25 protein-coding genes are annotated in these 24,248 nt (G+C 61.4%); 17 read left to right on the plus strand and 8 right to left on the minus strand.

Going from position 1 to position 24,248, the window contains the following annotated elements:
• Nucleotides 1–19: 19 nt before the first annotated feature.
• Together OOT43_RS00465 and OOT43_RS00470 are read left to right on the plus strand one after the other, a co-directional pair.
• Nucleotides 20–616 (plus strand): DUF4202 domain-containing protein, encoded by a 597-nt coding sequence (locus OOT43_RS00465; RefSeq protein WP_266022661.1) that lies wholly within the window; start codon nt 20–22, stop codon nt 614–616.
• Nucleotides 617–638: 22 nt separating this feature from the next.
• Nucleotides 639–1,805 carry a cation diffusion facilitator family transporter gene (locus tag OOT43_RS00470; RefSeq protein WP_266022663.1) on the plus strand — a complete coding sequence of 389 codons (1,167 nt, stop codon included), beginning with the start codon at nt 639–641 and terminating at the stop codon, nt 1,803–1,805.
• Here the strand turns inward: OOT43_RS00470 and OOT43_RS00475 are convergent.
• Together OOT43_RS00475 and OOT43_RS00480 are read right to left on the minus strand one after the other, a co-directional pair.
• Nucleotides 1,780–3,057, minus strand: a complete 1,278-nt coding sequence (locus OOT43_RS00475) for an NAD(P)/FAD-dependent oxidoreductase (protein ID WP_266022665.1) — start codon at nt 3,055–3,057, stop codon at nt 1,780–1,782. The genes OOT43_RS00470 and OOT43_RS00475 overlap by 26 nt on opposite strands.
• A complete protein-coding gene (locus tag OOT43_RS00480) occupies nt 3,054–3,398 on the minus strand; it encodes a c-type cytochrome (protein ID WP_266022667.1) in 345 nt (114 codons plus the stop codon). The genes OOT43_RS00475 and OOT43_RS00480 overlap by 4 nt, the downstream gene beginning before the upstream one ends.
• A 320-nt stretch (nt 3,399–3,718) precedes the next feature.
• On the opposite strand from OOT43_RS00480, the gene amoC reads away from it, so the two are divergent.
• From amoC to amoB, 3 genes are all read left to right on the plus strand, one after another.
• Entirely contained in the window at nt 3,719–4,501 is a 783-nt protein-coding gene (gene amoC, locus OOT43_RS00485; protein WP_266022670.1) for a bacterial ammonia monooxygenase, subunit AmoC, read from the plus strand.
• A gap of 149 nt (nt 4,502–4,650) precedes the next feature.
• A complete protein-coding gene (gene amoA, locus OOT43_RS00490) occupies nt 4,651–5,394 on the plus strand; it encodes a bacterial ammonia monooxygenase, subunit AmoA (RefSeq protein ID WP_266021197.1) in 744 nt (247 codons plus the stop codon).
• A 101-nt stretch (nt 5,395–5,495) separates the two neighbouring features.
• Entirely contained in the window at nt 5,496–6,740 is a 1,245-nt protein-coding gene (gene amoB, locus OOT43_RS00495) for a bacterial ammonia monooxygenase, subunit AmoB (protein ID WP_266022672.1), read from the plus strand.
• 112 nt (nt 6,741–6,852) lie between these two features.
• Here the strand turns inward: amoB and OOT43_RS00500 are convergent, their stop codons facing one another.
• Nucleotides 6,853–7,728, minus strand: a complete 876-nt coding sequence (locus tag OOT43_RS00500) for an ATP-binding protein (protein WP_266022674.1) — start codon at nt 7,726–7,728, stop codon at nt 6,853–6,855.
• 12 nt (nt 7,729–7,740) lie between these two features.
• On the minus strand, nt 7,741–9,408 hold the full coding sequence (gene ettA, locus OOT43_RS00505) for an energy-dependent translational throttle protein EttA (RefSeq protein ID WP_266022675.1): 1,668 nt from the start codon (nt 9,406–9,408) through the stop codon (nt 7,741–7,743).
• Between the two features lie 89 nt (nt 9,409–9,497).
• Here ettA and OOT43_RS00510 point away from each other — a divergent pair, with 89 nt between their 5' ends.
• The 4 genes from OOT43_RS00510 to infA are packed head-to-tail and all read left to right on the plus strand — an operon-like array spanning nt 9,498 to nt 12,319.
• Entirely contained in the window at nt 9,498–10,646 is a 1,149-nt protein-coding gene (locus OOT43_RS00510; protein WP_266022677.1) for a GNAT family N-acetyltransferase, read from the plus strand.
• A complete protein-coding gene (gene aat, locus OOT43_RS00515) occupies nt 10,640–11,347 on the plus strand; it encodes a leucyl/phenylalanyl-tRNA--protein transferase (protein ID WP_266022679.1) in 708 nt (235 codons plus the stop codon). The genes OOT43_RS00510 and aat overlap by 7 nt, the downstream gene beginning before the upstream one ends.
• Before the next feature lie 11 nt (nt 11,348–11,358).
• The gene (locus OOT43_RS00520) at nt 11,359–12,072 is read left to right on the plus strand and encodes an arginyltransferase (protein ID WP_266024970.1); all 714 of its coding nucleotides are present in this window, start codon (nt 11,359–11,361) and stop codon (nt 12,070–12,072) included.
• Between the two features lie 28 nt (nt 12,073–12,100).
• Entirely contained in the window at nt 12,101–12,319 is a 219-nt protein-coding gene (gene infA / locus OOT43_RS00525) for a translation initiation factor IF-1 (RefSeq protein WP_010961043.1), read from the plus strand.
• A 13-nt stretch (nt 12,320–12,332) separates the two neighbouring features.
• Here infA and clpA read toward each other — a convergent pair whose 3' ends face one another.
• From clpA to OOT43_RS00540, 3 genes are all read right to left on the minus strand, one after another.
• Nucleotides 12,333–14,603 (minus strand): ATP-dependent Clp protease ATP-binding subunit ClpA, encoded by a 2,271-nt coding sequence (clpA, locus tag OOT43_RS00530; protein WP_266022685.1) that lies wholly within the window; start codon nt 14,601–14,603, stop codon nt 12,333–12,335.
• 29 nt (nt 14,604–14,632) lie between these two features.
• Entirely contained in the window at nt 14,633–14,953 is a 321-nt protein-coding gene (clpS, locus tag OOT43_RS00535; RefSeq protein ID WP_266022686.1) for an ATP-dependent Clp protease adapter ClpS, read from the minus strand.
• A gap of 83 nt (nt 14,954–15,036) precedes the next feature.
• Nucleotides 15,037–15,786 carry an elongation factor-1 alpha gene (locus OOT43_RS00540; RefSeq protein ID WP_266022687.1) on the minus strand — a complete coding sequence of 250 codons (750 nt, stop codon included), beginning with the start codon at nt 15,784–15,786 and terminating at the stop codon, nt 15,037–15,039.
• 109 nt (nt 15,787–15,895) lie between these two features.
• Here OOT43_RS00540 and OOT43_RS00545 point away from each other — a divergent pair, with 109 nt between their 5' ends.
• From OOT43_RS00545 to OOT43_RS00580, 8 genes are read left to right on the plus strand one after another with little or no spacing between them, the layout of a single operon-like run.
• On the plus strand, nt 15,896–16,372 hold the full coding sequence (locus tag OOT43_RS00545; RefSeq protein WP_266022688.1) for an NUDIX hydrolase: 477 nt from the start codon (nt 15,896–15,898) through the stop codon (nt 16,370–16,372).
• A 7-nt stretch (nt 16,373–16,379) separates the two neighbouring features.
• Nucleotides 16,380–17,495 (plus strand): tRNA 2-thiouridine(34) synthase MnmA, encoded by a 1,116-nt coding sequence (gene mnmA, locus OOT43_RS00550; protein WP_266022690.1) that lies wholly within the window; start codon nt 16,380–16,382, stop codon nt 17,493–17,495.
• A 23-nt stretch (nt 17,496–17,518) separates the two neighbouring features.
• Complete coding sequence (purB, locus tag OOT43_RS00555; protein ID WP_266022691.1) at nt 17,519–18,880, plus strand: adenylosuccinate lyase; 1,362 nt, start codon at nt 17,519–17,521, stop codon at nt 18,878–18,880.
• Nucleotides 18,881–18,884: 4 nt separating this feature from the next.
• The gene (gene lolA, locus OOT43_RS00560) at nt 18,885–19,511 is read left to right on the plus strand and encodes an outer membrane lipoprotein chaperone LolA (RefSeq protein ID WP_266022693.1); all 627 of its coding nucleotides are present in this window, start codon (nt 18,885–18,887) and stop codon (nt 19,509–19,511) included.
• A gap of 6 nt (nt 19,512–19,517) precedes the next feature.
• Nucleotides 19,518–20,825, plus strand: coding sequence for a replication-associated recombination protein A (locus OOT43_RS00565; RefSeq protein ID WP_266022694.1), 1,308 nt, complete (start codon nt 19,518–19,520; stop codon nt 20,823–20,825).
• Nucleotides 20,822–21,817: a biotin--[acetyl-CoA-carboxylase] ligase gene (locus OOT43_RS00570; protein WP_266022695.1), complete on the plus strand. Its 996-nt coding sequence runs from the start codon at nt 20,822–20,824 to the stop codon at nt 21,815–21,817. Before OOT43_RS00565 ends, OOT43_RS00570 begins: the two co-directional genes overlap by 4 nt.
• The gene (locus OOT43_RS00575; protein WP_266022696.1) at nt 21,814–22,554 is read left to right on the plus strand and encodes a type III pantothenate kinase; all 741 of its coding nucleotides are present in this window, start codon (nt 21,814–21,816) and stop codon (nt 22,552–22,554) included. The genes OOT43_RS00570 and OOT43_RS00575 overlap by 4 nt, the downstream gene beginning before the upstream one ends.
• Complete coding sequence (locus OOT43_RS00580; protein ID WP_266022697.1) at nt 22,551–23,252, plus strand: hypothetical protein; 702 nt, start codon at nt 22,551–22,553, stop codon at nt 23,250–23,252. The genes OOT43_RS00575 and OOT43_RS00580 overlap by 4 nt, the downstream gene beginning before the upstream one ends.
• Here OOT43_RS00580 and OOT43_RS00585 read toward each other — a convergent pair.
• Complete coding sequence (locus OOT43_RS00585; protein ID WP_266022698.1) at nt 23,249–24,220, minus strand: COX15/CtaA family protein; 972 nt, start codon at nt 24,218–24,220, stop codon at nt 23,249–23,251. The two genes, OOT43_RS00580 and OOT43_RS00585, sit on opposite strands and share 4 nt — an antisense overlap.
• Between the last annotated feature and the right edge of the window lie 28 nt (nt 24,221–24,248).

Raw genomic sequence — 24,248 nt, forward strand, 5'->3', positions numbered from 1 at the left:
TTCCACGGAGTGGCATCCGATGAGTTCCGACCGTTTCAACGCGGCGTTGCGGGCGATCGACGCGGCCAACGCCCAGGATCCAAACCTTGAGGAATGGGAGGGCGCTTTGCATCCCAAGGAGCTGCTCTATGGCCGGCGCATGACCGAATGGCAGGCGCGACTTTGTCCCGAGGCTTCGGAAGCATTGCGGCTGGCAGCGCGGGGACAGCATATCAAACGCTGGGAGGTTCCCCGCAGCGACTACCCCAAGACCCGCGAGGGTTATCTGCGCTGGCGGACCCGCCTCTATGGTTTTCACGGCGATCAGATCGGGCTGATCATGGCCGAAGCCGGTTACGACGAGGCTTCGATCCAGCGGGTGAAACGCATGTTGACCAAACGGGATCTGCGCACCGACTCCGAATCACAGGCTCTCGAAGACACGGCTTGCCTGGTTTTCCTCGAACACTATTTCGCCCCGTTTGCTGCGGGTCAGGACGAGTCCAAGCTCATCGACATCGTCCGCAAGACCTGGAGAAAGATGTCGGATGCGGCTCGGACCCATGCACAGGAACTCGATCTTCCTGGCAATCTCGGCGCCGTCGTCGCGAAGGCGCTGGATACTGGGATTTCCTGAGGCGGCGTTCGCGGATATTGCGATGATTCGGCCGGAATCCCTGACCCGCTACGCTTGGCTGTCGATCTTCGTAGCGCTCTTCACCATGGCGGTCAAGGCCGCGGCTTACCAAGTGACAGGATCGGTGGGTCTGCTGTCGGATGCCATGGAGTCGATAGTCAACCTGTCGGCCGCGGTCATGGCGCTGGCGATGCTGAGGTTTTCGGCGCAGCCGGCGGATGAACATCACCACTTCGGGCACGGCAAGGCCGAATATTTCGCCAGCGGATTCGAAGGCGTACTAATCATCGCGGCTGCGGCGGCGATTCTGTTCGCGGCTTGGGAGCGCTATCTGCACCCACGCGCGCTGGCTTCGCTCGATCTCGGCCTGGGGCTGTCGGCCGCTGCGGCGGCGGTCAACGGTCTGGCCGGTTGGTTCCTGGTATCGGTGGGTCGAAAGGCCGGCTCGATTGTGCTGGAGGCGGACGGGCACCATCTCTTGACCGATGTCTGGACTTCGGTCGGCGTCGTATTCGGCGTGGCCGCAGCCGGTCTTAGCGGCTGGCACGATTTCGACCCAGGTGTTGCCGCGCTGGTGGGACTGAACATCGTATGGACCGGCGCCGGACTTATCCGGCGCTCGATCGCCGGTCTGCTCGACGCCTCGCTTCCGAAGGAAGAAAACCTGAGGATACGAGGGGTTCTCGAGACGTTCCGCGAGCGTGGCGTCGGCTTTCACGACTTGAGAACCCGCCAGTCCGGAGCGCATCGCTTCATGAGCGTGCACCTCCTAGTGCCGGGAGCCTGGACGGTGCAGGCGGCGCACGACCTGGCGGAGGAGATTGAGGCGGCGCTGTGCGCTGCACTGGCGAATCTCACCGTGGTCACGCACGTCGAGCCGATCGAGGATCCTGCGTCATTCGACCATCAGGAGCCGTTTCCGGAGATCGCTCCGGAAATCGCGAATCCGTGTTCTATGCAGATTTCCCGACCGTCTCACCGGACTACGCGGCGGCGCCGGACAGTTTCCGCGACAGGAATGGTTTTGCTCGTGGGCGGCAGCGCTTCCAGCATGATGGTGTCGGGAGCCTGGACCGATCTTTCGCTGGCCGCGGCCCTGCTCGGTTTCGTCCTGATTCTGGCGGCGCGAAGGCGGGTTGGTGTTCGAGGCCGGAAGAGCGGCGTCAGTAGCCGAAGACGTCTGTCCTGAAATTGCGCTGCCAGGCGCGGGCATAAATCGCCTCGCGCAGGCGATCGCCGTGAGGTGACGTTTCGCCCGCCGACCGGGTTTCGAGCTGGCCGTCGTTTCGCGAGTAGCCGTAAACGCCGGTGATGGAGATGGCTTCGTCGGGTGCGACGAAACTGTAGCAGTGATTGATCAGCAGAGGTTGCGGCGGTGGCTCGCCCGCAAGCGAAGCAACGACGGCTGCCGCGCAGACCTTGGCCTGGGAGTTGGCCGAAAAGGCCGATTTGGGCATGGGGGCCGCCCGGCAGGCGTCGCCGATGATATGGATCGCGGAATCGTACGGTGATGCGAAGGTCACGGGATCTATCGGGCACCAGCCGGAGGCGTCCGTCAAACCCGACGTTTCAGCCAAAGCCCCGGCCTTTTGCGGCGGGATGACGTTGAGCACATCCGGACGGAAGGCATCGAATTCGGTCTCGACGGTCCGCGCGACCGCATCGATTCGTTCCAGCCTCCCCTGTTTTTCCGAGGAAATCCATTCCACCATGTCGCCGTAGAGTTCACGCCAAGCCTGTTCGAACGCCGGTTGCTTGGAAAACCGGGTTTTAGCGTCCAGTATCAGAATTTTGGAGCGGGGTTTGTGCTTCTTAAGGTAACAGGCGATGAGCGAGGCCCGTTCGTAGGGGCCAGGCGGACAGCGATAGGGATTGGGTGGGGCGGTGATCAGTACCACGCCACCGTCGGACATCGTGCGGATTTGCCGAGTGAGCAATGCGGTCTGGGGACCGGCTCTCCATGCGTGGGGAACGGTTCGGCTCGCCGCTTCGTCATAGCCTTCTATCGCATCCCAGCGAAAGTCGATGCCGGGAGAGAGGACCAACCGGTCGTAGGGTACCTCGGCACCGTCAGTCAGCACTGCGCGCCGTCGAGACCGGTCCAGCCGGGCAACCTGGGCGTTTACCGTCTTTATGTCCAGTTCCCGTCGTAAGGAATCATAAGAACGCACGAGTGTGCTCATGTCTTTGAGGCCGGCGACGGTTTCGTTCGAGCCGGGGCAGGACAGATAGCTGTCGCGCGGCTCGATGAGCGTGACGGTAAGGTCGGGATTCATAAGCTTCAGATAGCGAGCCGCTGTGGCGCCGCCATAGCCGCCGCCGACGACCACGACCCGGCCGGAGCCATTGCGGCGAACAAATCTACCGAAAGTGCATCCACACAAACCCCAGCCGAAGCCGCAGCCGGCCAACAGATGCAGGAATCGACGCCGGGGGTTCACGGCCTCTTTCCTAGCAAGCCGGCAATTTCTTCGATTTCACCATCTTTGAGACCGGCTGCGATCCGGTTCATGACTGTGCCCGATCGCTTGCCGTCACGGTAATCCCGCAAGCGCGAGGCTATTTCGCCCGGTGCAAAGCGACGGAGCGATGCCAGATCGGAAAGCTGCCCGTTTTCTTGCCCTTCCTTTTCCGCATGACAGCCGCGACACCCGAGGGACGACAGAGCAACATCCGGAGTTTCGGCGTAGGCGGGGAGGCGGAGCGTGAACGCGATCGTGGCGGCCTGGGCGGTCCTCGTAAACCATCGAAAGGTGCAACGGGTGTTCAACTGGTGACTCACGGCGGGTCATCCTGTAGCGTTCGGCCTTACCGATATTATGCAAGGCATCGATTCCTCCAAGTCGAGATTCAACGAGAGATGCCACATAAATCGCACACAACCTGTTGATTTATATTGAATCACCCCTGCGTCAAAATGTCGCAGATTTTTCTTGACAGTTTGATGAAGGGTGATAGACTCCCTCGCACCGAAGGACCGGAACCGCCTCTGTTGCGGGACCAATAGAATGCCCGTTAGAGGCAAAAAGATAGGGAATTAGAGAAGTGGGGTGTCGGTTGAAACACCGGCCCCTGTTCAACCATAACGAGGAGGATAAAACAATGGCAGCAACAACCATTGGTGGTGCAGCTGCGGCCGAAGCGCCGCTGCTGGACAAGAAGTGGCTCACGTTCGCGCTGGCGCTCTACACCGTGTTCTACATGTGGGTGCGCTGGTATGAAGGCGTTTACGGCTGGTCCGCCGGCCTGGACTCGTTCGCACCGGAGTTCGAAACCTACTGGATGAACTTCCTGTACACCGAGATCGTCCTGGAAATCATGACGGCTTCGATCCTGTGGGGCTACCTGTGGAAGACCCGCGACCGCAACCTGGCCGCGCTGAGCCCGCGTGAAGAACTGCGCCGCAACTTCACCCATCTGGTGTGGCTGGTGGCCTACGCCTGGGCCATCTACTGGGGCGCTTCCTACTTCACCGAGCAGGACGGCACCTGGCATCAGACGATCGTGCGCGACACCGACTTCACCCCGTCGCACATCATCGAGTTCTATCTGAGCTACCCGATCTACATCATCACCGGCTTTGCGGCGTTCCTCTACGCCAAGACGCGTCTGCCGTTCTTCGCGAAGGGCATCTCGCTGCCGTACCTAGTGCTGGTGGTGGGTCCGTTCATGATTCTGCCGAACGTGGGTCTGAACGAGTGGGGTCACACCTTCTGGTTCATGGAAGAGCTGTTCGTGGCGCCGCTGCACTACGGCTTCGTGATCTTCGGCTGGCTGGCGCTGGCCGTCATGGGCACGCTGACCCAGACCTTCTACAGCTTCGCTCAGAGCGGGTTCGGTCAGTCCATCTGTGAAGCCGTGGACGAAGGCTTGATCGCGAAATAAGGAACTGTCAGGCCGGCGGCCGGTTTTCGGGGTTCTGGCGACAGGCCTCAAGCCGGTCCGGCGGCCGGAAGGGACTCGCGGCGATGGGTGTCCGGGGATTCCCGGGCACCGTCGAAAATAAGAAAACGACAAATTTGGAGGTAACTTTAATGAGTGCTGCGCAATCTGCGGTTCGTTCGCACGCCGAAGCGGTCCAGCTGTCCCGGACCATCGACTGGCTGGCCTTGTTCGTGGTGTTCTTCGTGATCGTGGGCTCGTACCACATTCACGCCATGCTCACCATGGGCGACTGGGACTTCTGGTCGGACTGGAAAGACCGTCGACTGTGGGTCACCGTGACCCCGATCGTGCTGGTCACCTTCCCGGCGGCCGTCCAATCCTACCTGTGGGAACGGTATCGTCTGCCCTGGGGAGCGACCGTCTGCATCCTCGGCCTGCTGCTGGGTGAGTGGATCAACCGGTACTTCAACTTCTGGGGCTGGACCTACTTCCCGGTCAACTTCTGCTTCCCCGCCTCGCTGGTGCCGGGCGCGATCATTCTGGACACGGTCCTGATGCTGTCGGGCAGCTACCTGTTCACCGCCATCGTCGGTGCCATGGGCTGGGGTCTGATCTTCTACCCGGGCAACTGGCCGATCATCGCGCCGCTGCACGTACCGGTGGAGTACAACGGCATGCTGATGTCGATCGCCGACATCCAGGGCTACAACTACGTCCGCACGGGTACCCCGGAATACATCCGCATGGTAGAGAAGGGCACCCTGCGTACCTTCGGTAAGGACGTCGCCCCGGTATCGGCATTCTTCTCCGCGTTCATGTCGATCCTGATCTACTTCATGTGGCACTTCATCGGTCGCTGGTTCTCCAACGAACGGTTCCTGCAGGCCACCTGATCGTCACGATCGGGCCCGCGCAAGACCTATGTGAGAGAGCGTCCGGCCGGGTGACTGGCCGGCGAGAGACCCAACAGCAAGAACTCGAAAGAGGAGAGATCATGAAAACAATAAAGGACCGGATTGCAAAATGGTCTGCAATCGGACTGCTGTCCGCCGTGGCAGCGACCAGCTTCTACGCCCCGAACGCTGCCGCCCACGGTGAGAAATCGCAGGCCGCGTTCATGCGTATGCGTACCATCCACTGGTACGATCTGACCTGGTCGAAAGAGAAAGTCAAAATCAACGAAACCGTGGAAATCAAAGGCAAGTTCCACGTGTTCGAAGGCTGGCCGGAAACGGTCGACGAACCGGATGTCGCGTTCCTCAACGTCGGCATGCCGGGCCCGGTGTTCATCCGCAAGGAATCGTACATCGGCGGTCAGCTGGTGCCGCGTTCGGTGCGCCTGGAAATTGGCAAGACCTACGACTTCCGGGTTGTTCTCAAGGCCCGTCGTCCGGGTGACTGGCACGTCCACACCATGATGAACGTCCAGGGCGGCGGTCCGATCATCGGCCCCGGCAAGTGGATCACCGTGGAAGGCTCCATGAGCGAGTTCCGGAACCCCGTCACCACCCTGACCGGGCAGACGGTGGACCTGGAGAACTACAACGAAGGCAACACCTACTTCTGGCATGCCTTCTGGTTCGCCATCGGCATTGCCTGGATCGGCTACTGGTCGCGCCGACCGATCTTCATCCCCCGTCTGCTGATGGTGGATGCAGGCCGTGCGGACGAACTGGTGTCCACCACCGACCGCAAGGTGGCGATGGGCTTCCTGGCCGCCACCATCCTGATCGTGGTCATGGCCATGTCCAGCGCCAACAGCAAGTACCCGATCACCATCCCGCTGCAGGCCGGCACCATGCGTGGCATGAAGCCGCTGGAAATGGCAGCGCCGACGGTTTCGGTGAAAGTGGAAGACGCCACCTACCGGGTGCCGGGTCGCGCCATGCGGATGAAGCTCACCATCACCAACCACGGCAACAGCCCGATCCGGTTGGGTGAGTTCTACACCGCGTCGGTACGTTTCCTGGATTCCAGCGTCTACAAGGACACCACCGGCTATCCGGAAGACCTGCTGGCCGAAGACGGCCTGAGCGTCAGCGACAACAGCCCGCTGGCTCCGGGTGAGACCCGCACGGTCGACGTCACCGCGTCGGACGCAGCGTGGGAAGTGTATCGTCTGTCCGACATCATCTACGATCCGGACAGCCGTTTCGCCGGTCTGTTGTTCTTCTTCGACGCAACGGGCAACCGTCAGGTCACCCAGATCGACGCACCGCTGATCCCGTCGTTCATGTAATCGCTCACGGGGAAGTCCTTCGGGGCTTCCCCTCGGCGGTAAAGGTAAAAGCAAAAACCCCCGGCCGGCAACGGCTGGGGGTTTTTGTTTCATGAAGCCGGGGAGTGCGCGATCAGGGTTCTAGAGCCGTCCGGCCGCACCGGTCACGTGCGAATTGCCAAGCGACTCGCCCACTACGCGATCCGCGAGCGAGCGCCCAGCGCAAGGCCTCTGCGCGGATGTCGATCCAATTGGTTCTTAGTTCAGGGGTTCCCAGCTTTTCCAGCCAGTATTCGACCGTCGTCAAATAATCGTCCTGGGAGAATGGATGGAACGATATCCACAAGCCAAACCGCTCGGATAGCGAAATTTTCTCCTCGACCGAATCGCTGTGGTGGATTTCATTTTCAGCGCGACGCGCTTCCAGGTTTTCCGCCATATATTCCGGCAACAGATGCCGCCGGTTGGATGTGGCGTAAATCAGCAGATTGGCGCTCAATACACTCGTAGAACCATCCAGCACCGATTTCAAGGCCTTGTAGCCGGGTTCTTCGCTTTCGAATGACAAATCGTCGGAAAATAGAATGAAGCGCTCGGGGCGATCGTGAATATACTCGAGTATGTCCGGCAATTCCGCAAGACGGTTTTTGTCCACTTCTATCAGGCGGAGTCCGGATTCGGCGTAATCGTGGAGCAGCGCCTTGACTAGGGACGATTTTCCAGTTCCCTTTGAGCCCCAGAGCAGCGCGTTGTTGGCAGGCAAGCCCTGGAGAAACTGCCGGGTATTGCGTTCGAGCGCCGCTTTTTGGCGATCAATGCACAACAGGTCGCAGAGGCCGATGTCGTGCGGTCGCCGCACAGGCTTCAAAGATGGTCCGCAGCCGCTTCCGCTCCACCGATACGCCACGTACGTCCAATCAATAGGTGAGGGAACTGGCGGAGCGAGGCGTTCCACGGCGTCTGCCAGCCTTTGCAATTCCGCCAGCAGATTGGTGCGGTCCGGTATCATGCGATGCTTGGTTCAAGCGTCAATTCGCTTGTACTTGATCCGATGCGGAGTGCTCCCTTCCTCGCCAAGACGGCGGCGGCGATCCGCTTCGTAATCGGCGTAGTTGCCTTCGAACCAGACCACTTCGCTTTCCCCTTCGAACGCAAGGATGTGGGTGGCTATGCGATCCAGGAACCAACGGTCATGGGAAATCACCACTACGCAGCCGGGAAAGTCCAGCAGGGCATCTTCCAAAGCCCGTAGCGTTTCGACATCGAGGTCGTTGGTGGGTTCGTCAAGCAGCAGGACATTGCCGCCGCTGCGGAGCAGCTTGGCGAGGTGGACCCGGTTGCGTTCGCCGCCCGAGAGTTCGCCGATGCGTTTCTGCTGGTCCGAACCCTTGAAGTTGAAACGTCCCACGTAGGCGCGCGACGGCGTTTGGTAGGCTCCCACCGTAATCATGTCGAGACCGTCGGAAATTTCTTCCCAAACGGTTTTGCTGTCGTCCATATGTTCACGGAACTGCTCCACGTAGGCCAGTTTGACCGTTGGGCCGATGCGGATGGAGCCCAGGTCGGGCGAATCAAAACCGGCGATCATGCGGAACAGCGTGGTTTTGCCGGCGCCGTTGGGTCCGATCACGCCGACGATGCCCCCCGGTGGAAGCCGGAAGCTCAGATTTTCGACCAGAATACGTCCCTTGAATCCCTTGCATACGTCTTCGAATTCAACGACGAGGTCACCGAGGCGAGGGCCCGGCGGAATATAGATTTCTTTGGTTTCGTTCCGTTTCTGCACATCGCTCTGGCTCAGTTCCTCGAACTTGGCCAGACGTGCCTTGCTTTTGGCATGGCGGCCTTTCGGGTTGGATCTTACCCATTCGAGTTCCGCCTTCATGGCCTTCATGCGGGCGGTTTCCTGCTTTTCTTCCATCTCCAGCCGGGCTTCCTTTTGCTCCAGCCAGGAGGAGTAATTGCCTTCCCAGGGAATTCCGCGGCCCCGGTCGAGTTCGAGAATCCAGCCGGCCACGTTGTCCAGGAAATAACGGTCGTGGGTAACGGCCACGACCGTTCCATTATAGTCGTGGAGAAACCGTTCCAGCCAAGCCACGGACTCCGCGTCGAGATGATTGGTTGGCTCGTCGACCAACAACATGTCTGGGTTGGACAGCAGCAGGCGGCACAGGGCAACGCGGCGGCGCTCGCCTCCGGAGAGTTTGGTGACGTCGGCATCCCAGTCGGGAAGTCTTAATGCGTCGGCGGCGATTTCGAGTTTTCGGTCCAGTTCCCATGCGCCGGCAGCATCGATCTTGTCCTGGAGTTCGGCCTGTTCGGCAAGGAGCTTGTCGAAGTCCGCATCCGGGTCGGCGAAGGCGTTGCTGATTTGGTTGAATCGATCCAGGAGGGCTTTGGTCTCGGCGACGCCGTCCTCGACGTTTCCCCGCACCGTTTTCGCCGGATCGAGCTGGGGTTCTTGCGCCAGGTAGCCGATCTTGATGCCGGATTGCGGCCGCGCCTCCCCGTCGTACTCCGTGTCGACGCCCGCCATGATGCGAAGGAGGGTAGATTTGCCCGCGCCGTTGAGGCCGAGTACGCCGATCTTGGCGCCCGGGAAGAAGGAGAGGGAGATGTTTTCCAGGATCGTCCGCTTGGGGGGAACGATCTTGGAAACCCGGTTCATGGTGTAAATATATTGTGCCATTTTGAGTGCGTTATGGGACTTCCGATCATAGTATTATTTCACGTTCGCGCCCGTGAGTGACAGGCTTGCTTGAGAAGAGAGGACAGCGGATGAACGCCGAATTCAGCGTGCGTGTACATTCGAGACTGGCAGAGTTGCCGGCGAAGCTGTGGGACACATTTGGCAGTCCCGATGCACCTCTGAGCCACGAATTTCTCTCGGCGCTGGAGGAGGCCGGGTGTCTGGGTGAAGCCGTCGGCTGGATTCCCATGCACCTCTCGTTCGCTGCGACGGGTAGCGCCTCCCCATTCGCCGCCATGCCCGCCTACGTCAAGACCAATTCGTTCGGTGAATTCGTATTCGATTGGGCATGGGCCGAAGCGTATTCGCGGGCCGGCTTGGCATATTACCCGAAGTGGGTTATAGCGTCGCCCTTCACGCCTGTCACGGGGCGGCGTCTGCTGGCGCCTGCGGCGGTGCCGGAATCCTTACGAGAGGTGATGCTGGAGCGCGCCGTCACGGCGGGTGAGTCCGCTGGCGTATCGTCCATGCATTGGCTGTTCTGTACCGATCCGGTGCTGCTTGAAGCGCCGATGCTCGTTCAGCGCATGGGATGCCAGTTCCACTGGAATAACGCCGGTTATAGAGATTTCGCGGATTTTCTGGACCGATTCAATGCGAAAAGGCGAAAGGAGCTGAAACGGGAGCGGCGTCAGGTCCTCGAAGCCGGGATAGAAATCGAAAGGGTCTCCGGAAACGACGTGGACGCTGACACCTGGAACCGGTTTCATGCTCTGTACCGGCGCACATTCGACAAGCATGGCAACTATCCCGCCTTGAGTTCGGGCTTTTTTCAACGCATCGGCGAGACCATGGGCGAAAAGATCATGCTCGTCGTCGCGAGGCGGAAGTCCGATCTGATCGCCGCCGGGTTTTTTCTCGTGGGCGACGACACCTTGTACGGGCGCTACTGGGGGGCTTCGGAGGACGTGCCTTCGCTCCATTTCGAGGTTTGCTACTATCAGGGCCTGGAGTTTTGTCTTGAACGGGGTTTCAGTTGTTTCCAGCCCGGTGCGCAGGGCGAACACAAGGTCAGCCGCGGCTTTGAACCTGTGCCGACCTGGTCGGCGCATTGGATCGCCGATTCGCGTTTGCGGGTGGCCATTGCGCGTCACGTCGAAGCCGAGCGTCTGCATGTGGAAAGTTACATGCGGGCGCTCGAGTGTCGACTGCCGTTCAAATTGGAATCCGGATGCTGACGCTCATCGACCCTAACGACGAGCGGCAGGCGTTCCCGCCAATCGACAGCGCATTGAAGGAGCCGAACGGTCTCCTTGCGGTCGGCGGTTCGTTGAGTTCTGCTCGCCTGGAACTCGCGTATCGGCACGGGATATTTCCCTGGTACGGCGACGGCGATCCGATTCTATGGTGGTCGCCCGACCCCCGGCTGGTGCTGTTTCCGGGAAATCTGCGGATTTCCCGGAGTCTGCGCAAGACGCTGAGTCGGCGGATATTTCAATTCAGCTTCGATCGGGCGTTTGGGGCGGTGATAGCGGCATGCGCGGAGCCGCGTGGGAAATCGGAAGGAACTTGGTTGACTGACGACATGCGGTCGGCCTACATCGATTTCCATCGCGCCGGTTTTGCACACTCTTTCGAGGCTTGGCAGGACGGCTGTCTGGTGGGAGGGCTATATGGAGTGGCGATGGGGCGGGTCTTTTACGGAGAGTCGATGTTTCACCGAGTGACGGACGCCTCAAAGGCGGCGCTGGCGTTCGCAGTGGCCTGCCTGTCTAGCTGGAATTACCGACTGATAGATTGCCAAGTTTACACTTCGCATCTTGCCGGCCTGGGAGCTTTCACCATTCCGCGCAGCGAATTTCAGGCCTTGGTGTCCGATTATTCGCAAATGTCCGTAAATCCAGAAGCCTGGAGGCATGCGCCGGGGGAGTTTCCTTGAACCCTGAGCGCATGGAGCTTTGGACGGGCCCTGACCATCCATGCAGCTACTTGCCGGGGCGGGACGCGCGTTTTGCTTATATTTCACCGGATCGGCCGCTTTCCCCACAAAGGTACCGAGCGCTGTTGGAGCAGGGGTTCCGGCGCAGCGGGAACTGGGTGTACCGGCCCTGCTGTATCGGCTGCAGCGCCTGCGTCCCGGTGCGCCTTCCCGTGAAGGATTTTCAGTTGACTCGCGGTCAACGGCGTATTCTCAGGCGGAATGCAGACATCGAGATTCATGTTTCCGCCGCTCGCTTCGACGAACGGCAGTTTCAGCTTTATGTCCGATATCTGGCTGCGCGGCATCCACCCGACACGCCGGTCTCGCGAGACGACTATTGGTCGTTCCTGGGGAGTTCGTGGGCGGAAACCCGCTTCGTGGAGTTTCGCTCACACTCGGAATTGCTAGGCGTTGCGGTCGTCGACCATGTGCCCGGAGCCATGTCAGCCGTCTACACCTTTTTCGACCCGGACGCCGCAGAGCGAAGTCCGGGCTCACTGGCCATCTTGTGGCAGATATTGGAGGCCCGGCGGCTGGGACGGGACTGGCTTTATCTTGGCTATTGGATAGACGGCTGTCGCAAGATGGAATACAAGGCGAAGTACCTGCCCTTGGAGGCGCTTATCGCGGATCGATGGTGCAGATTCGAGGTGGATGAGCCCCTGCCTTCGAGCATGCTATAATCTGAAAAATTTTTTACCCTGCGAACAGATGTCGAAAGAAGATCATATCGAAATGGAAGGCAAGGTGATCGAAACCCTGCCGAATACGACTTTCCGCGTTCAACTGGATAACGGGCATGTGGTCATCGCCCATATTTCCGGAAAGATGCGGAAAAACTATATCCGGATTCTGACCGGCGACCGCGTCAAGGTCGAACTCACGCCGTACGACCTGAGCAAGGCTCGTATCACCTTCCGCCATCGCTAGCGCCAGCCCGTGATCACACGGGCTCGGCGGCTTTCTGGCGCGTTTCGTAGGTAAAAGTCAGCCTGTCCGCTGAAGCGCCGACGCGCACCGTACCTCCGTGTGCCAAGCGGCCGAACAGGATTTCTTCGGCCAGCGGCTTCTTGATGTTTTCCTGAATCACGCGGGCCAACGGACGGGCGCCCATTTTCGGGTCGAAGCCGTACTCGGCCAGCCACGCTCGTGCGTCCGGGTCGATGGCCAAGGCTACCTGCTTCTCGGCCAACTGGGCTTCGAGCTCGAAAATAAATTTGTCCACCACATGCCCGATCGTTTCCGTGCTGAGCGGGTTGAACTGGATGATCGCATCGAGCCGGTTTCTGAACTCGGGCGAGAATATCCGCTCGATCGCTTTCAGGCTGTCCGTCGAGTGGTCTTGCAGTGTGAACCCTATCGACGGACGGGTCCCCTCGAAGGCGCCGGCATTGGTCGTCATGACCAGGATGATGTTGCGGAAATCTGCCTTGCGACCGTTGTTGTCTGTCAGCGTACCGTGATCCATCACCTGTAGAAGCAGGTTGAAGACGTCAGGGTGCGCTTTTTCGATCTCGTCGAGCAACAGCACTGCGTGCGGATGCTTGTTGATGGCTTCGGTCAGGAGGCCGCCCTGGTCGAACCCTACATAGCCCGGCGGTGCGCCGATCAGTCGCGACACGGTATGTCGCTCCATGTATTCGGACATGTCGAAGCGGATCAGCTCTACGCCGAGCATATGGGAAAGCTGGCGTGTCACCTCGGTCTTGCCTACGCCGGTAGGGCCGGCCAAGAGGAATGAGCCGATAGGCTTCTGGCCGTCGCGTAGCCCGGCGCGGGACAGCTTGATGGCCGAGGATAATGCGGAAATGGCCTCATCCTGGCCGAAGACCAGCATCTTGAGGTTGGATTCCAGATCGCGCAATTTTTCCTTGTCGTTTGCCGACACGGTCTTGGCGGGAATCCGCGCGATTTTCGAAACGATGTCCTCGATATCGACCGTGCCGATGGTCTTTTTGCGGCGCGAGGGAGGCAGCAGGCGCTGGTTCGCTCCCGCCTCGTCGATGACGTCGATCGCCTTGTCGGGGAGATGGCGGTCGTTGATATACCGGTCTGACAACTCCACCGCAGTGCGAAGTGCAGCGAGGGAATATTTGACGTCATGGTGCTGTTCGAACCGTGTCTTCAGTCCTTTGAGAATCTGGTAGGTTTCTTCGACCGATGGTTCGGGTACATCAATTTTCTGGAAGCGGCGGGCGAGCGCACGGTCCTTCTCGAAGATGCCGCGGTATTCCTGGTAGGTTGTCGAACCGATGCAGCGCAATTCGCCCGAGGCCAGGACCGGCTTGATCAGATTGGACGCATCCATCACTCCTCCCGAGGCAGAGCCAGCGCCGATGATGGTGTGGATCTCGTCGATGAACAGGATTGCGTTCGGCTCTTTCTTGAGTTGTGCCAGGAGCGACTTCAGGCGCTTCTCGAAATCGCCGCGGTACTTGGTTCCCGCCACCAAGCTGCCGAGATCCAGCGAATAGATCGTGCTGTCCTTGAGCACTTCAGGCACGTCGTTTTCGACGATTTTCTTCGCCAGACCTTCGGCGATGGCAGTCTTGCCCACCCCGGCTTCGCCGACGAACAGCGGATTGTTCTTCCTTCTACGGCATAGCACCTGGACGGTGCGTTCCAGTTCGTCCTTGCGGCCGATGAGGGGGTCGATTTTCCCGCGCCGGGCGGATTCGTTAAGGTTGGTGGCGAACTTTTCGAGCGGGTTGGCGCTGCCTCCGCTTTCGGTGTCGTCGGCTTCGGATGCGGCGCCCCTCGATGCGCCTTCAGCTTCATCCCGCACCTTGGAGATGCCATGAGAAATGAAGTTCACCACGTCAAGGCGGGTGATGTCCTGTTTGTGCAGCAGGTAAACGGCGTGCGAGTCCTGTTCGCTGAAGATCGCGACCAGGACGTTGGCACCGGTGACCTCCTTTTTCCCGGAGGATTGCACGTGGAAGGCCGCGCGCTGGAGTACCCGCTGGAAACCCAGCGTAGGCTGGGTGTCGCGCTTGACGCCAGCCGGAATCAGTGGCGTGGTCTCATCCAGGAATTCGTTCAATTCGGTGCGTAGCAGGTCAAGATTGCCGCCGCAGGCTCGCAGGACTTCAATGGCGGCGCCGTTGTCGAGCATAGCCAGCAGCAGGTGCTCCACGGTGATGAACTCATGGCGCTTCTCGTATGCTGTACGGAAGGCTGAATTCAGTGATTGTTCGAGTTCTTTGCTCAACATAGCGGAACCTGCTCGAGACTGGTGAAAAATTACGCTTCTTCCATGGTGCAGAGGAGAGGATGCTGGTTCTGGCGCGCATGGGCATTCACCTGCTGTACCTTGGTTTCCGCCACATCCTTGGAAAATACCCCGCACACCCCCACGCCCCGCGTGTGAACATGCAGCATTACCTGCGTCGCTTTCTCTCCGTTCATGCCGAAAAACTGTATCAGTACCTGAACGACGAACTCCATCGGGGTGAAATCATCATTCAACAGCATGACTTTGTACAGCGGTGGGCGCTTGACTTTCGGTTGGGCTTCCTGGAGCGCCAACCCGTCGCCCGAGCCGTGATCCGATTCCTGAGACATCTGTCCGTCGTTCCCACGAGAAAATGTTTGTCTTTGCTATGAATATGGGCCGAAATTTCCCGAGATCAAGCCAGCGGGCACCGTCAGCACCGCCGGAGCGCATCCCTCTGGTCCAGATAGGGCAACTGCCGCGGGAGGATCCACATTTCGTACATCGAGACCACCCACATGAACACGAAAGCCATCGCGAGGCCCCCGCCGCCCATGACGACGAGAAGGGCGAAATGGCGGTCGAGTTTCGTAAGCCACCAGGACGCGATGTCCAGCAACAGGAAAATATACGGCATGAGGATGGCCGAGCATTTGAGCTTGCAGGGTACTCCGGAAGCTAAGGCGAAAATCATGCCGACGAACATGAAAATGAAAGCGATGCCGAACATGTGAATGTGCGACACCCGCGTCAATGACGAAAAAGTTGCGCCTTCGTCCGACTGTGCCCGCGCCTTGACGCTGTCGTAGCGGGTGAAATCCGGCAAGCCGCTGTCGGCATTGTGACAAACGGTACAATGCGCTTCGAACAGCGGCCTGATCTGCCTGGTGTAAGCGTTTTCGTCGGCACCGTCCCGAACCCATTGGATAATCTGAAACCGTACCGCGTCCGGCGCATTGGCCTTCATCGAGCCGTTGAGCTTAGCCTCCAGCACCGAGCCCGAGCGGTTGCCGTAATAGCTGTAGACGATATCCTCGATTGACAGTCCGAACTTGCCATCGGCCATGCCATGCGTAAATAAGATCTGCACCATCGCCAAGCCGTAGCCGATTGCGACGACGATCAAATAACCGGAAAATAACAACTTGATCGATGTGCCCAAGTTGCTCAAGTTCAGCGGCATTCCCGCGGCTCCCACGAATCATCACGAACTTTGCAGGTGAATCCTGCGTCTTAACGGCTTAATAACATACGCGAATTGACAACTCAATTCGCTTCCAACTGAAAACAGTATGCAAAATTTGGAAACCCCGGCGGACGGCCGTCCTCGGGTCACGGTAGCCGCCGTCATCGAACGCGATGGCCGTTTTCTATGCGTGGAGGAACGCGCCGGTGTCTCCTCTGAACTCGTCATCAACCAGCCGGCGGGCCACGTCGAAGCGGCGGAGTCCGTGGTCGAGGCGGCCGTCCGCGAAACCCTTGAAGAAACCGGCTGGCGCTTGGTGCCCGAGGCGGTGACCGGTATCTATCTCTGGCGCCATCCGGAATCTGGCAGGAGCTTCCTGCGCATCGCCATTACCGGGAGCGCTTCGGCGCCTGAGGGCGAGGTGCGGCTGGACGAGGGCATCGAGCGGGCGGTATGGCTGAGCCGGGAGGAACTGCTGCGCGAACGGGAGCGCCACCGCAGTCCGCTGGTGTTGCACACGGTGGAGGACTACCTCCGCGGCGAGCGGCATCCGCTCAGCCTCCTGAAGCACATGCTCGGCTGAGACGGACATGAAGCCGCATGTGATCGTTGGCATGTCGGGCGGGGTGGATTCGTCCGTCACGGCTTTGCTGCTGCTCCAGCAGGGCTATCGCGTCAGTGGCCTATTCATGAAGAACTGGGAGGAGGATGACGGGACCGACTACTGCACGGCGGTACAGGATTTCGCCGACGCCAGGCAGGTGTGCGAGCGTTTAGGGATCGAACTGCATGCGGTGAATTTCGCCGCGGAATATTGGGACGACGTGTTCGAGGTGTTCCTGAGCGAATACCGGGCCGGCCGGACGCCGAACCCCGACATCCTCTGCAACAAGCAGATCAAGTTCAAGGCCTTCCTCGATTATGCCGAAGACCTGGGCGCCGACCTGATCGCCATGGGCCATTACGCCCGCGTGGTGGAGGAGGGCGGTCGGTTTCAACTCCTCAAGGGGCGCGACGCCGGCAAGGACCAGAGCTATTTCCTTTACACGCTGCAGCAGGAGCAGCTCGCCCGCACCTTATTTCCGCTGGGCGAGTTGCACAAGACCGAGGTGCGTGCGCTGGCCACACAGGCCGGTTTCGCCAACGACGCCAAGAAGGACAGCACCGGCATCTGTTTCATCGGCGAGCGGCGCTTCAAAGACTTTCTGGAACGGTATATGCCCGCCCAGCCGGGCGAGATTCGCACGCCGGAAGGCATACTGCTCGGCCGCCACGACGGCCTGATGTACTACACGCTGGGCCAGCGTTCCGGCCTCGGCATTGGCGGCACCAAGGACGGCGGACAGGAGCCTTGGTATGTACTGGACAAGGATCTGGCCAACAACGTGCTGGTGGTGGGGCAAGGCCACGATCATCCGCTGCTCTACCGGGAAGGACTGGAGGCCGGCCGGCTCGACTGGGTCGACGGCTCCGGCCCCGCCGCCGGCGAGGCGCTGCGCTGCGCCGCCAAGATCCGCTACCGCCAGAGCGACCAGGATTGCCGTATCCGCATCATCGGCGAAGACCGCCTGGAGGTCGTGTTCGACCGGCCCCAGCGCGCCGTCACTCCCGGCCAGTCGGTCGTGTTTTACCAGGGCGACCGCTGCCTCGGCGGCGGCGTTATCGACCTGACCTTCAATACGGCTTCGAAGGCCGAAGCCGCGTAAGACTTAAGAGCTAAAGGAAAACCATGAATTCCATCAAGGCATTATCGCCGGTAGACGGGCGTTACGCCGACAAGGCCGACGCCCTCCGCAACACCTTCAGCGAATACGGGCTCATCCGGTTCCGGGTCCTGGTCGAGCTGCGCTGGCTGGAGGCGCTGGCGGCCGAGCCCGCGATCGCCGAGGTTCCTGCTTTGAGCGGCGAGGCGCGCGATCGTCTGAACCGGATCGCGAATGAATTCGGCGAACAAGAGGCCGAGCGTGTCAAGACCATCGAGCGGACCACCAACCACGACGTCAAGGCGGTCGAATATTTCCTGAAGGAGCAGATCAAGGGTTGTGCCGAGTTGGAGCGGATCGCCGAATTCATCCATTTCGCCTGCACCTCGGAGGACATCAATAATCTCGCCTACGGCCTGATGGTGAAGGAGGCCCGCGACACGGTCCTGCTGCCCGAAATGGACAAGCTGATTGCCGCGGTACGCGAGCGGGCGCATGCCTATGCCGGCCAGCCGATGCTTTCGCGGACGCATGGGCAGCCGGCGACGCCCACCACGGTGGGCAAGGAATTCGCCAACGTTGCCGCCCGTCTGGCGCGGCAGCGCGACCAAATCGCCGCGGTGGCGCTGATGGGCAAGATCAATGGCGCGGTCGGCAACTTCAACGCCCACGCCGTCGCTTACCCCGAAGTCGACTGGCCCAAACTGGCGCAAGGCTTCGTCGAGTCGCTGGGGCTCGCCTGGAATCCCTACACCATCCAGATCGAGCCGCACGACTATCTGGCCGAGCTTTCCCATGCCCTCGGCCGCTTCAACACCGTGCTGATCGACTTCGACCGCGACGTCTGGGGTTACATCTCGCTGGGCTTCTTCAAGCAGAAGACCGTGGCCGGCGAAGTGGGCTCCTCTACCATGCCGCACAAGGTCAACCCGATCGATTTCGAGAATTCGGAAGGCAACCTCGGCCTCGCCAACGCGCTGTTCTCGCATTTCGCCGAGAAGCTGCCGATCTCCCGCTGGCAGCGCGACCTGACCGATTCCACGGTGCTGCGCAACCTCGGCGTGGGTTTCGCCCATGTGCTCATCGCGCTCAGTTCCACTTTGAAAGGCCTGGGCAAGCTGGAGCTCAATCCGCAGGTGCTGGAGGCCGATCTCGACGGCAACTGGGAGGTGCTGGCGGAGGCGATCCAGACCGTCATGCGCCGCTACGGTGTGGAGCAGCCCTACGAGAAGCTCAAGGCTCTGACCCGAGGCCAGCGGGTGGATGCCGCCGGCATGCGGACCTTCGTCGAGACCCTGGAAATCCCGGAAGAAGCGCGCCGCCGCTTGGCCGAACTGGCCCCGCGCGGCTACATCGGCTACGCTGAAACCTTCGCCAAAGCCATCTGAGCCCATGTCCGCATTCCGATACCTGTTCGCACTGCCTCTGCTGTTCTTAGGGTTCGCCGCCTCGGCGGAGGTCACGCCGCAGAGCCGGCTGAAGACCTTCCTCGATTCCGCCCGCACCCTGCAGGCCGAGTTCACCCAGGTCCAGCTCGACGAAAGCGGGCGGCCCAAGCAGGAGAGCAAGGGTACCTTCTATCTGCAGCGGCCCGGCAAGTTCCGCTGGGACTACGCCAAGCCTTATCACCAGGAAATCGTGTCCGCCGGCGGCAGGGTCTGGTTCTATGACGTCGATCTGGAGCAGGTCACGGCGAAGAGGCTCGGCCAGGCCGTGGGCTCGACGCCGGCACTGCTGCTGAGCGGCGAGATGGCGCTGGAGGACAACTTCACCATCGAGGACCAGGGCGCAGACGAAGGCATGTTCTGGATCAAACTGGTGCCCAAGTCGGAAGAGGGCGGATTCCGCTACGTACTGATCGGGCTTGAGGGCGACAAGCTCGCCGGCATGGAGCTGAGCGACAATTTCGGCCAGTTGACCCGCATCTATTTCTCCAATCTCCGGACCGGCGTTGCGCTGGATCCCAAGCTGTTCCAGTTCAGCCCGCCGGCCGGGGTGGACGTGTTCGAGGACAAGTAGCCTGCGGTGTTTGCAGATATCTCCCAGCCGCTGGCCGACCGGCTGCGTCCCCGGACGCTGGACGAGTACATCGGCCAGACCCATCTCATCAATCCGGGCCGGCCCCTGTACGAATCGATCCGGCGCGGCCGCATCCATTCGATGATTTTCTGGGGTCCGCCTGGTACCGGCAAGACGACCCTGGCGCGGCTGGTCGCCCGCCATGCCGACGCCGAGTTCCTGTCGGTCTCGGCGGTGCTGTCGGGGGTGAAGGAAATCCGCGAAGCATTGGCGCAGGCGGCGAAATTCAAAGCCGCCGGACGCAGCGCCATCCTGTTCGTCGACGAGGTGCACCGCTTCAACAAGTCGCAGCAAGACGCGTTCCTGGCCCACGTCGAGGACGGCACGGTGAGCTTCATCGGCGCCACCACCGAAAATCCCTCGTTCGAGGTCAACAGCGCCTTGCTGTCGCGGGCCCGGGTGTATGTACTGAAGGCACTGGCCGAGGCCGATTTGCTGGGCGTCATCGAGCGCGCGTTGTCGGATACGGATCGGGGCCTGGGCCGGCAGGGGTTGGACATGCCCGAGCCGGTGCGCTTGGCCTACGTCCGCGCCGCCGACGGCGACGCCCGGCGCTTGTTGAACCTGCTGGAAATCACTGCGGACCTGCTGGACGAGGGGCAGACCACGGTGAGCGAGGAGATCGCCCACCAGGTCCTGTCGTCGGGAAGCACGCGCCGCTTCGACAAGCAGGGCGAGGAGTTCTACAACCAGATTTCCGCCTTGCACAAATCGGTGCGCGGCAGTTCGCCCGATGCCGCGCTGTATTGGCTGTGCCGGATGCTGGACGGCGGCTGCGATCCGCTCTATCTGGCCCGGCGCCTGGTCAGGATCGCCTCGGAGGACATCGGCAACGCCGACCCCAAGGCGCTGGAACTGTGCCTGAACGCCTGGGCTGCCCAGGAGCGCCTGGGCAGCCCGGAAGGCGAGCTGGCCCTGGCGCAGGCGGTGGCCTATCTGGCGGTCGCCCCCAAGAGCAACGCGGTCTACGAGGCTTACAAGGCCGCCCGTGCCGATGCCGCCCAGTCCGGCAGCCTGCCGGTACCCCTGCATCTGCGTAACGCGCCGACCGGGCTGATGAAGAGCCTGGATTACGGCACGGAATACCGCTACGCGCACGACTACGCCGACGCCTATGTGCCGGGCGAAAACTATTTCCCCGACGAGCTGGGGCGGCGGGAGTATTACCGGCCGGTCAACCGCGGCATGGAGATCAAGATCGCCGAGAAGCTGGAGCGCCTCAAGACCCTGGACAAGGAGGCAGGCAAGCGGTGAGCGCTGCCGCCAGCCTTTCTCCGGCTTCCCGAAGCCTGCTGACGCTGCTGGCGGACGGCGGTTTCCATTCCGGCGCGGCCATCGCGGCGAGCGCCGGTTGCAGCCGCGCCGGCATTTGGAAGCGCATCGAGGAATTGCGCGCCCTGGGGGTGGAAGTACACGCCGTTCCCGGCACGGGCTACCGCCTGGCGCATCCGCTGGAGCTGCTGGACGGAGAAACGATCGCGGGCGCCTTGACCGGCGCGGCCGCGGAATCCGTCGGCGGCTTTGAAATTCATCATCAGCTCGATTCCACCAACAGCCATCTGATGCGCCGGGCCGCCGAGGGCGCGCCCACCGGTACCGTCTGCCTGGCCGAGCGGCAGACCGCGGGCAAGGGGCGGATCGGGCGGGACTGGGTGTCGCCGCTGTCCGGCAACGTCTATCTCTCGCTGCTGTGGCGGTTCAGCAGGGCCGGGTTTTCCGGGCTCAGCCTCGCAGTGGGCGTGGCCGTCGTACGGGCCTTGCGGGCACAGGGCATCGCCGATCCGGCGCTCAAATGGCCGAACGACATCCTGTGGTCGCGCCGCAAGCTGGGCGGCATCCTGATCGAGGTGACGGGCGAGGCCAACGGCCAGTATGCCGTGGTGATCGGGATCGGCCTCAACGTGAATCTGCCTGACCGCCACGCCGGGGCGATCGACCAGGACTGGATCGACCTGGCGCGAATTCCGGGGGGCGCGGGCGTATCGCGCAATCGGCTGATCGCCGAAATGCTCAACGAATTGGCACCGATGCTGGCGGATTACGAAACGACCGGGCTTGCGCCGTATCTCGACGAATGGCGCCGCTACCACGGCTTCGAAGGCGCGCAGGCCAGCGTGCAGCAGGGCAACTGGGTGCGGACGGGCCGGATCGTCGGCGTCTCCGCGGAAGGCCTGCTGATGCTGGTGTGCGAGGACGGCAAAGTCCGCGAATTCGCATCCGGCGACGTGCGGGTGAGGCCGCTGTGAAGCTGCTGATCGACATCGGCAACTCGCGGGTGAAATGGGCGAGGTCCGAGCCGGGACAGTGCGTCTTTGGCGGGGCCTTTGCCACGGATGCATTCAGCCTGGTGGACGCGTGCGAACGTCAGATGGCGGAGCTGGCGCGGCCGGAGGCCGTGCTGGCATCCAACGTTGCCGGCGAACGGGTGGGCGAGGTGCTCGCGGGTTGGATGTCGGCCCGCTGGGGCGTGCCGGTCCGCTTCGTACGCAGCGAGGCCTCGGCCCTTGGAGTCGTCAACGCCTATGTGAACCCTGCCCAATTGGGCGTCGATCGTTGGCTCGGCCTGATCGGAGCCTGGCGGATACGTCGAGATGCCTGCTGCATCGTCAGCGCCGGCACCGCCTTGACCGTCGACTTGCTGGACGCGGAGGGCAGGCACCGGGGCGGTGTGATCGGCCCCGGTTTGGCGATGATGCGTACCGCCCTCGCGTCCCTGGAGGCCTTGGGGGGAGCGGCGGAAAGCGGGGATGGCTTTTTCTGCAACAGCACCGGGCTCGCGCTGTCCAGCGGCATTCTCCATTCCGCCGTGGGTTTGATACGGGAGTCCTTGGGCCGGGCGGCAGCGCTCCTGGGGGCCGAGCCCGAACTGGTGCTGAGCGGCGGCGATGCCGAAACGCTCCGCCCTCACATCGAGGCTCCGGTCCGGCTGGTGCCCCACCTCGTCCTTGAAGGTTTGCACGCCTTAGCAGAGCGATCGACATGAGATTCCTTTTCTACTTCCTCCTCGTCGCCAACGTGGCTTTCTTCTTCTGGAGCCTGGGGCATCGGGATACCAAGCGGCACGTCGACGTCAAGGCCGTTGAGGCGGCCGGGAGATTGTTGTTGCGTTCGGAGGTTGCGGACGTTCACGGTGAAATCCCGAGTCCGCCGGTAGAGACCCCGCCTCCGGCCAGGGCTGATGTTGCCCTGCCGCCCGGCGAGGGGGCCTGCTATCGTATCGGGCCGTTCGCCGAATCCGCGGAAGCCCGGAAGGTGCTCGGGCTCGTCAAGGAGTGGATCGAAAGAGCGAGCACGACCAGCGAGTCTTCGGAGTCCCTGGACGGCTACTGGCTGCTTTATCCCAAGGCCGAGAACATGGACGAGGCCAAAGGCAACCGCAAGATGCTGATGGACAAAGGCATCAAGGACGTCTGGCTGATTGATAAGGGCGATATGGCCGGCACGATTTCGCTCGGCATTTTCAAGACCCGGGAGGAGGCCGAAACCGAGTTGCTCCGCTTGTCCAAACTCAACGTGCGGGCGCAGATCCGGCCGCGGATCACGCAGTCTGAGACGGTCTGGATACAGTTCGCCTGGGACAAGTCGCCGCTGGAGCTGGACGAGGTCATGATCCAGTTGCGCGGCGAGAATGCAGCGGTATCGATGCCGCCGCTCAGGCTTTGCCCGCCGCCCAAACTTTAACGACGGGCGTAACGGCCAGCGACGAACAGGAAAAACTGGGTGCCGAAGATCAGGTTCGCCAGCACCAGATGCAGCGGCTGCGCGATAGCCGGGAAACCGAGCCGGTCCAGCGTGACGCCGGCGGCGACGGCGGCGGCGACGAGTCCCGCCAAGGCCATTCCGAAACGGGCGTAGAGCGAGCCCGCCGGCAAACCCTTGACCATCTTCCACGCCAGCCACAAGTTGATGCCGAGGATCAAGGCGGAGAAGGACCGGTGGACGTAGAAAATGAGCGGGAAGTTCTCGCGCCACAGGCCGCGGTCGGTCGAGGCGGCTGCGGCCATGACGTCCACCGACTCGCGGATCTGGGTGCCCATGGCGATCTGCAGTAGAGTCATTCCCATGGCGGCCATCAGGACCGTGCGGAAGCGCGGAGGCAGGCGGGTCAGGTCCAAGGTTTCCAAATAACGCCGCTGGGAGCGCGTGACCGCATAGATCAGCAGGCAGACGATGGCGAAGGCCATCAGCATGTGGGCCGTGATCATGACGGGGCGCAGATTGCTGGCGACGACCGCAGAGCCCAGCCAGCCCTGGAAGCCCACCGCCAGGAACACCGCCAGCGCAAGCCAGGTCACGGCCCGGTCAGTCTTCCAGAAGGCGAGGGAGCGGTACAGCGTGGCGATGATCAGCAGGCCGATGCTGACGCCTACCAGCCGGTTGACGTATTCGGTCCAGGTCTTGACCGGGTTGAAGCGGGTGTCGGCATAGCCGCGTTCGGCGTAGATTTCGTGATAATTGGCCGGGAGCTGTGACTCGTCGGTCGGTGGCACCAGCCGGCCGAAGCAGGTCGGCCAGTCCGGGCAGCCCATGCCGGCGCCTGAGGCTCTGACGATGCCGCCTACCATGATCAAAAAATAGACGGCGGCGATGGTGATGATGCCGATGCGGGCGAAGCGGGTAACCGCGGCGGAGTCGGCGGTGGTTTGCATGATGCAATCTCGAAGTCATTTTCCCTCT

Source organism: Methylococcus mesophilus (genome assembly GCF_026247885.1).
In the GTDB taxonomy this organism is placed as follows: Bacteria; Pseudomonadota; Gammaproteobacteria; order Methylococcales; family Methylococcaceae; genus Methylococcus; species Methylococcus mesophilus.

Excerpts from the sequence above, each read along its gene's own strand:
- OOT43_RS00465 (WP_266022661.1), top strand. The coding sequence starts at position 20 with ATGAGTTCCGACCGTTTCAACGCGGCGTTGCGGGCGATCGACGCGGCC.
- OOT43_RS00470 (WP_266022663.1), top strand. The coding sequence starts at position 639 with ATGATTCGGCCGGAATCCCTGACCCGCTACGCTTGGCTGTCGATCTTC.
- amoC (WP_266022670.1), top strand. The coding sequence starts at position 3,719 with ATGGCAGCAACAACCATTGGTGGTGCAGCTGCGGCCGAAGCGCCGCTG.
- amoA (WP_266021197.1), top strand. The coding sequence starts at position 4,651 with ATGAGTGCTGCGCAATCTGCGGTTCGTTCGCACGCCGAAGCGGTCCAG.
- amoB (WP_266022672.1), top strand. The coding sequence starts at position 5,496 with ATGAAAACAATAAAGGACCGGATTGCAAAATGGTCTGCAATCGGACTG.
- OOT43_RS00500 (WP_266022674.1), bottom strand. The coding sequence starts at position 7,728 with ATGATACCGGACCGCACCAATCTGCTGGCGGAATTGCAAAGGCTGGCA.
- ettA (WP_266022675.1), bottom strand. The coding sequence starts at position 9,408 with ATGGCACAATATATTTACACCATGAACCGGGTTTCCAAGATCGTTCCC.
- OOT43_RS00510 (WP_266022677.1), top strand. The coding sequence starts at position 9,498 with ATGAACGCCGAATTCAGCGTGCGTGTACATTCGAGACTGGCAGAGTTG.
- aat (WP_266022679.1), top strand. The coding sequence starts at position 10,640 with ATGCTGACGCTCATCGACCCTAACGACGAGCGGCAGGCGTTCCCGCCA.
- OOT43_RS00520 (WP_266024970.1), top strand. The coding sequence starts at position 11,359 with ATGGAGCTTTGGACGGGCCCTGACCATCCATGCAGCTACTTGCCGGGG.
- infA (WP_010961043.1), top strand. The coding sequence starts at position 12,101 with ATGTCGAAAGAAGATCATATCGAAATGGAAGGCAAGGTGATCGAAACC.
- clpA (WP_266022685.1), bottom strand. The coding sequence starts at position 14,603 with ATGTTGAGCAAAGAACTCGAACAATCACTGAATTCAGCCTTCCGTACA.
- clpS (WP_266022686.1), bottom strand. The coding sequence starts at position 14,953 with ATGTCTCAGGAATCGGATCACGGCTCGGGCGACGGGTTGGCGCTCCAG.
- OOT43_RS00540 (WP_266022687.1), bottom strand. The coding sequence starts at position 15,786 with ATGCCGCTGAACTTGAGCAACTTGGGCACATCGATCAAGTTGTTATTT.
- OOT43_RS00545 (WP_266022688.1), top strand. The coding sequence starts at position 15,896 with ATGCAAAATTTGGAAACCCCGGCGGACGGCCGTCCTCGGGTCACGGTA.
- mnmA (WP_266022690.1), top strand. The coding sequence starts at position 16,380 with ATGAAGCCGCATGTGATCGTTGGCATGTCGGGCGGGGTGGATTCGTCC.
- purB (WP_266022691.1), top strand. The coding sequence starts at position 17,519 with ATGAATTCCATCAAGGCATTATCGCCGGTAGACGGGCGTTACGCCGAC.
- lolA (WP_266022693.1), top strand. The coding sequence starts at position 18,885 with ATGTCCGCATTCCGATACCTGTTCGCACTGCCTCTGCTGTTCTTAGGG.
- OOT43_RS00580 (WP_266022697.1), top strand. The coding sequence starts at position 22,551 with ATGAGATTCCTTTTCTACTTCCTCCTCGTCGCCAACGTGGCTTTCTTC.
- OOT43_RS00585 (WP_266022698.1), bottom strand. The coding sequence starts at position 24,220 with ATGCAAACCACCGCCGACTCCGCCGCGGTTACCCGCTTCGCCCGCATC.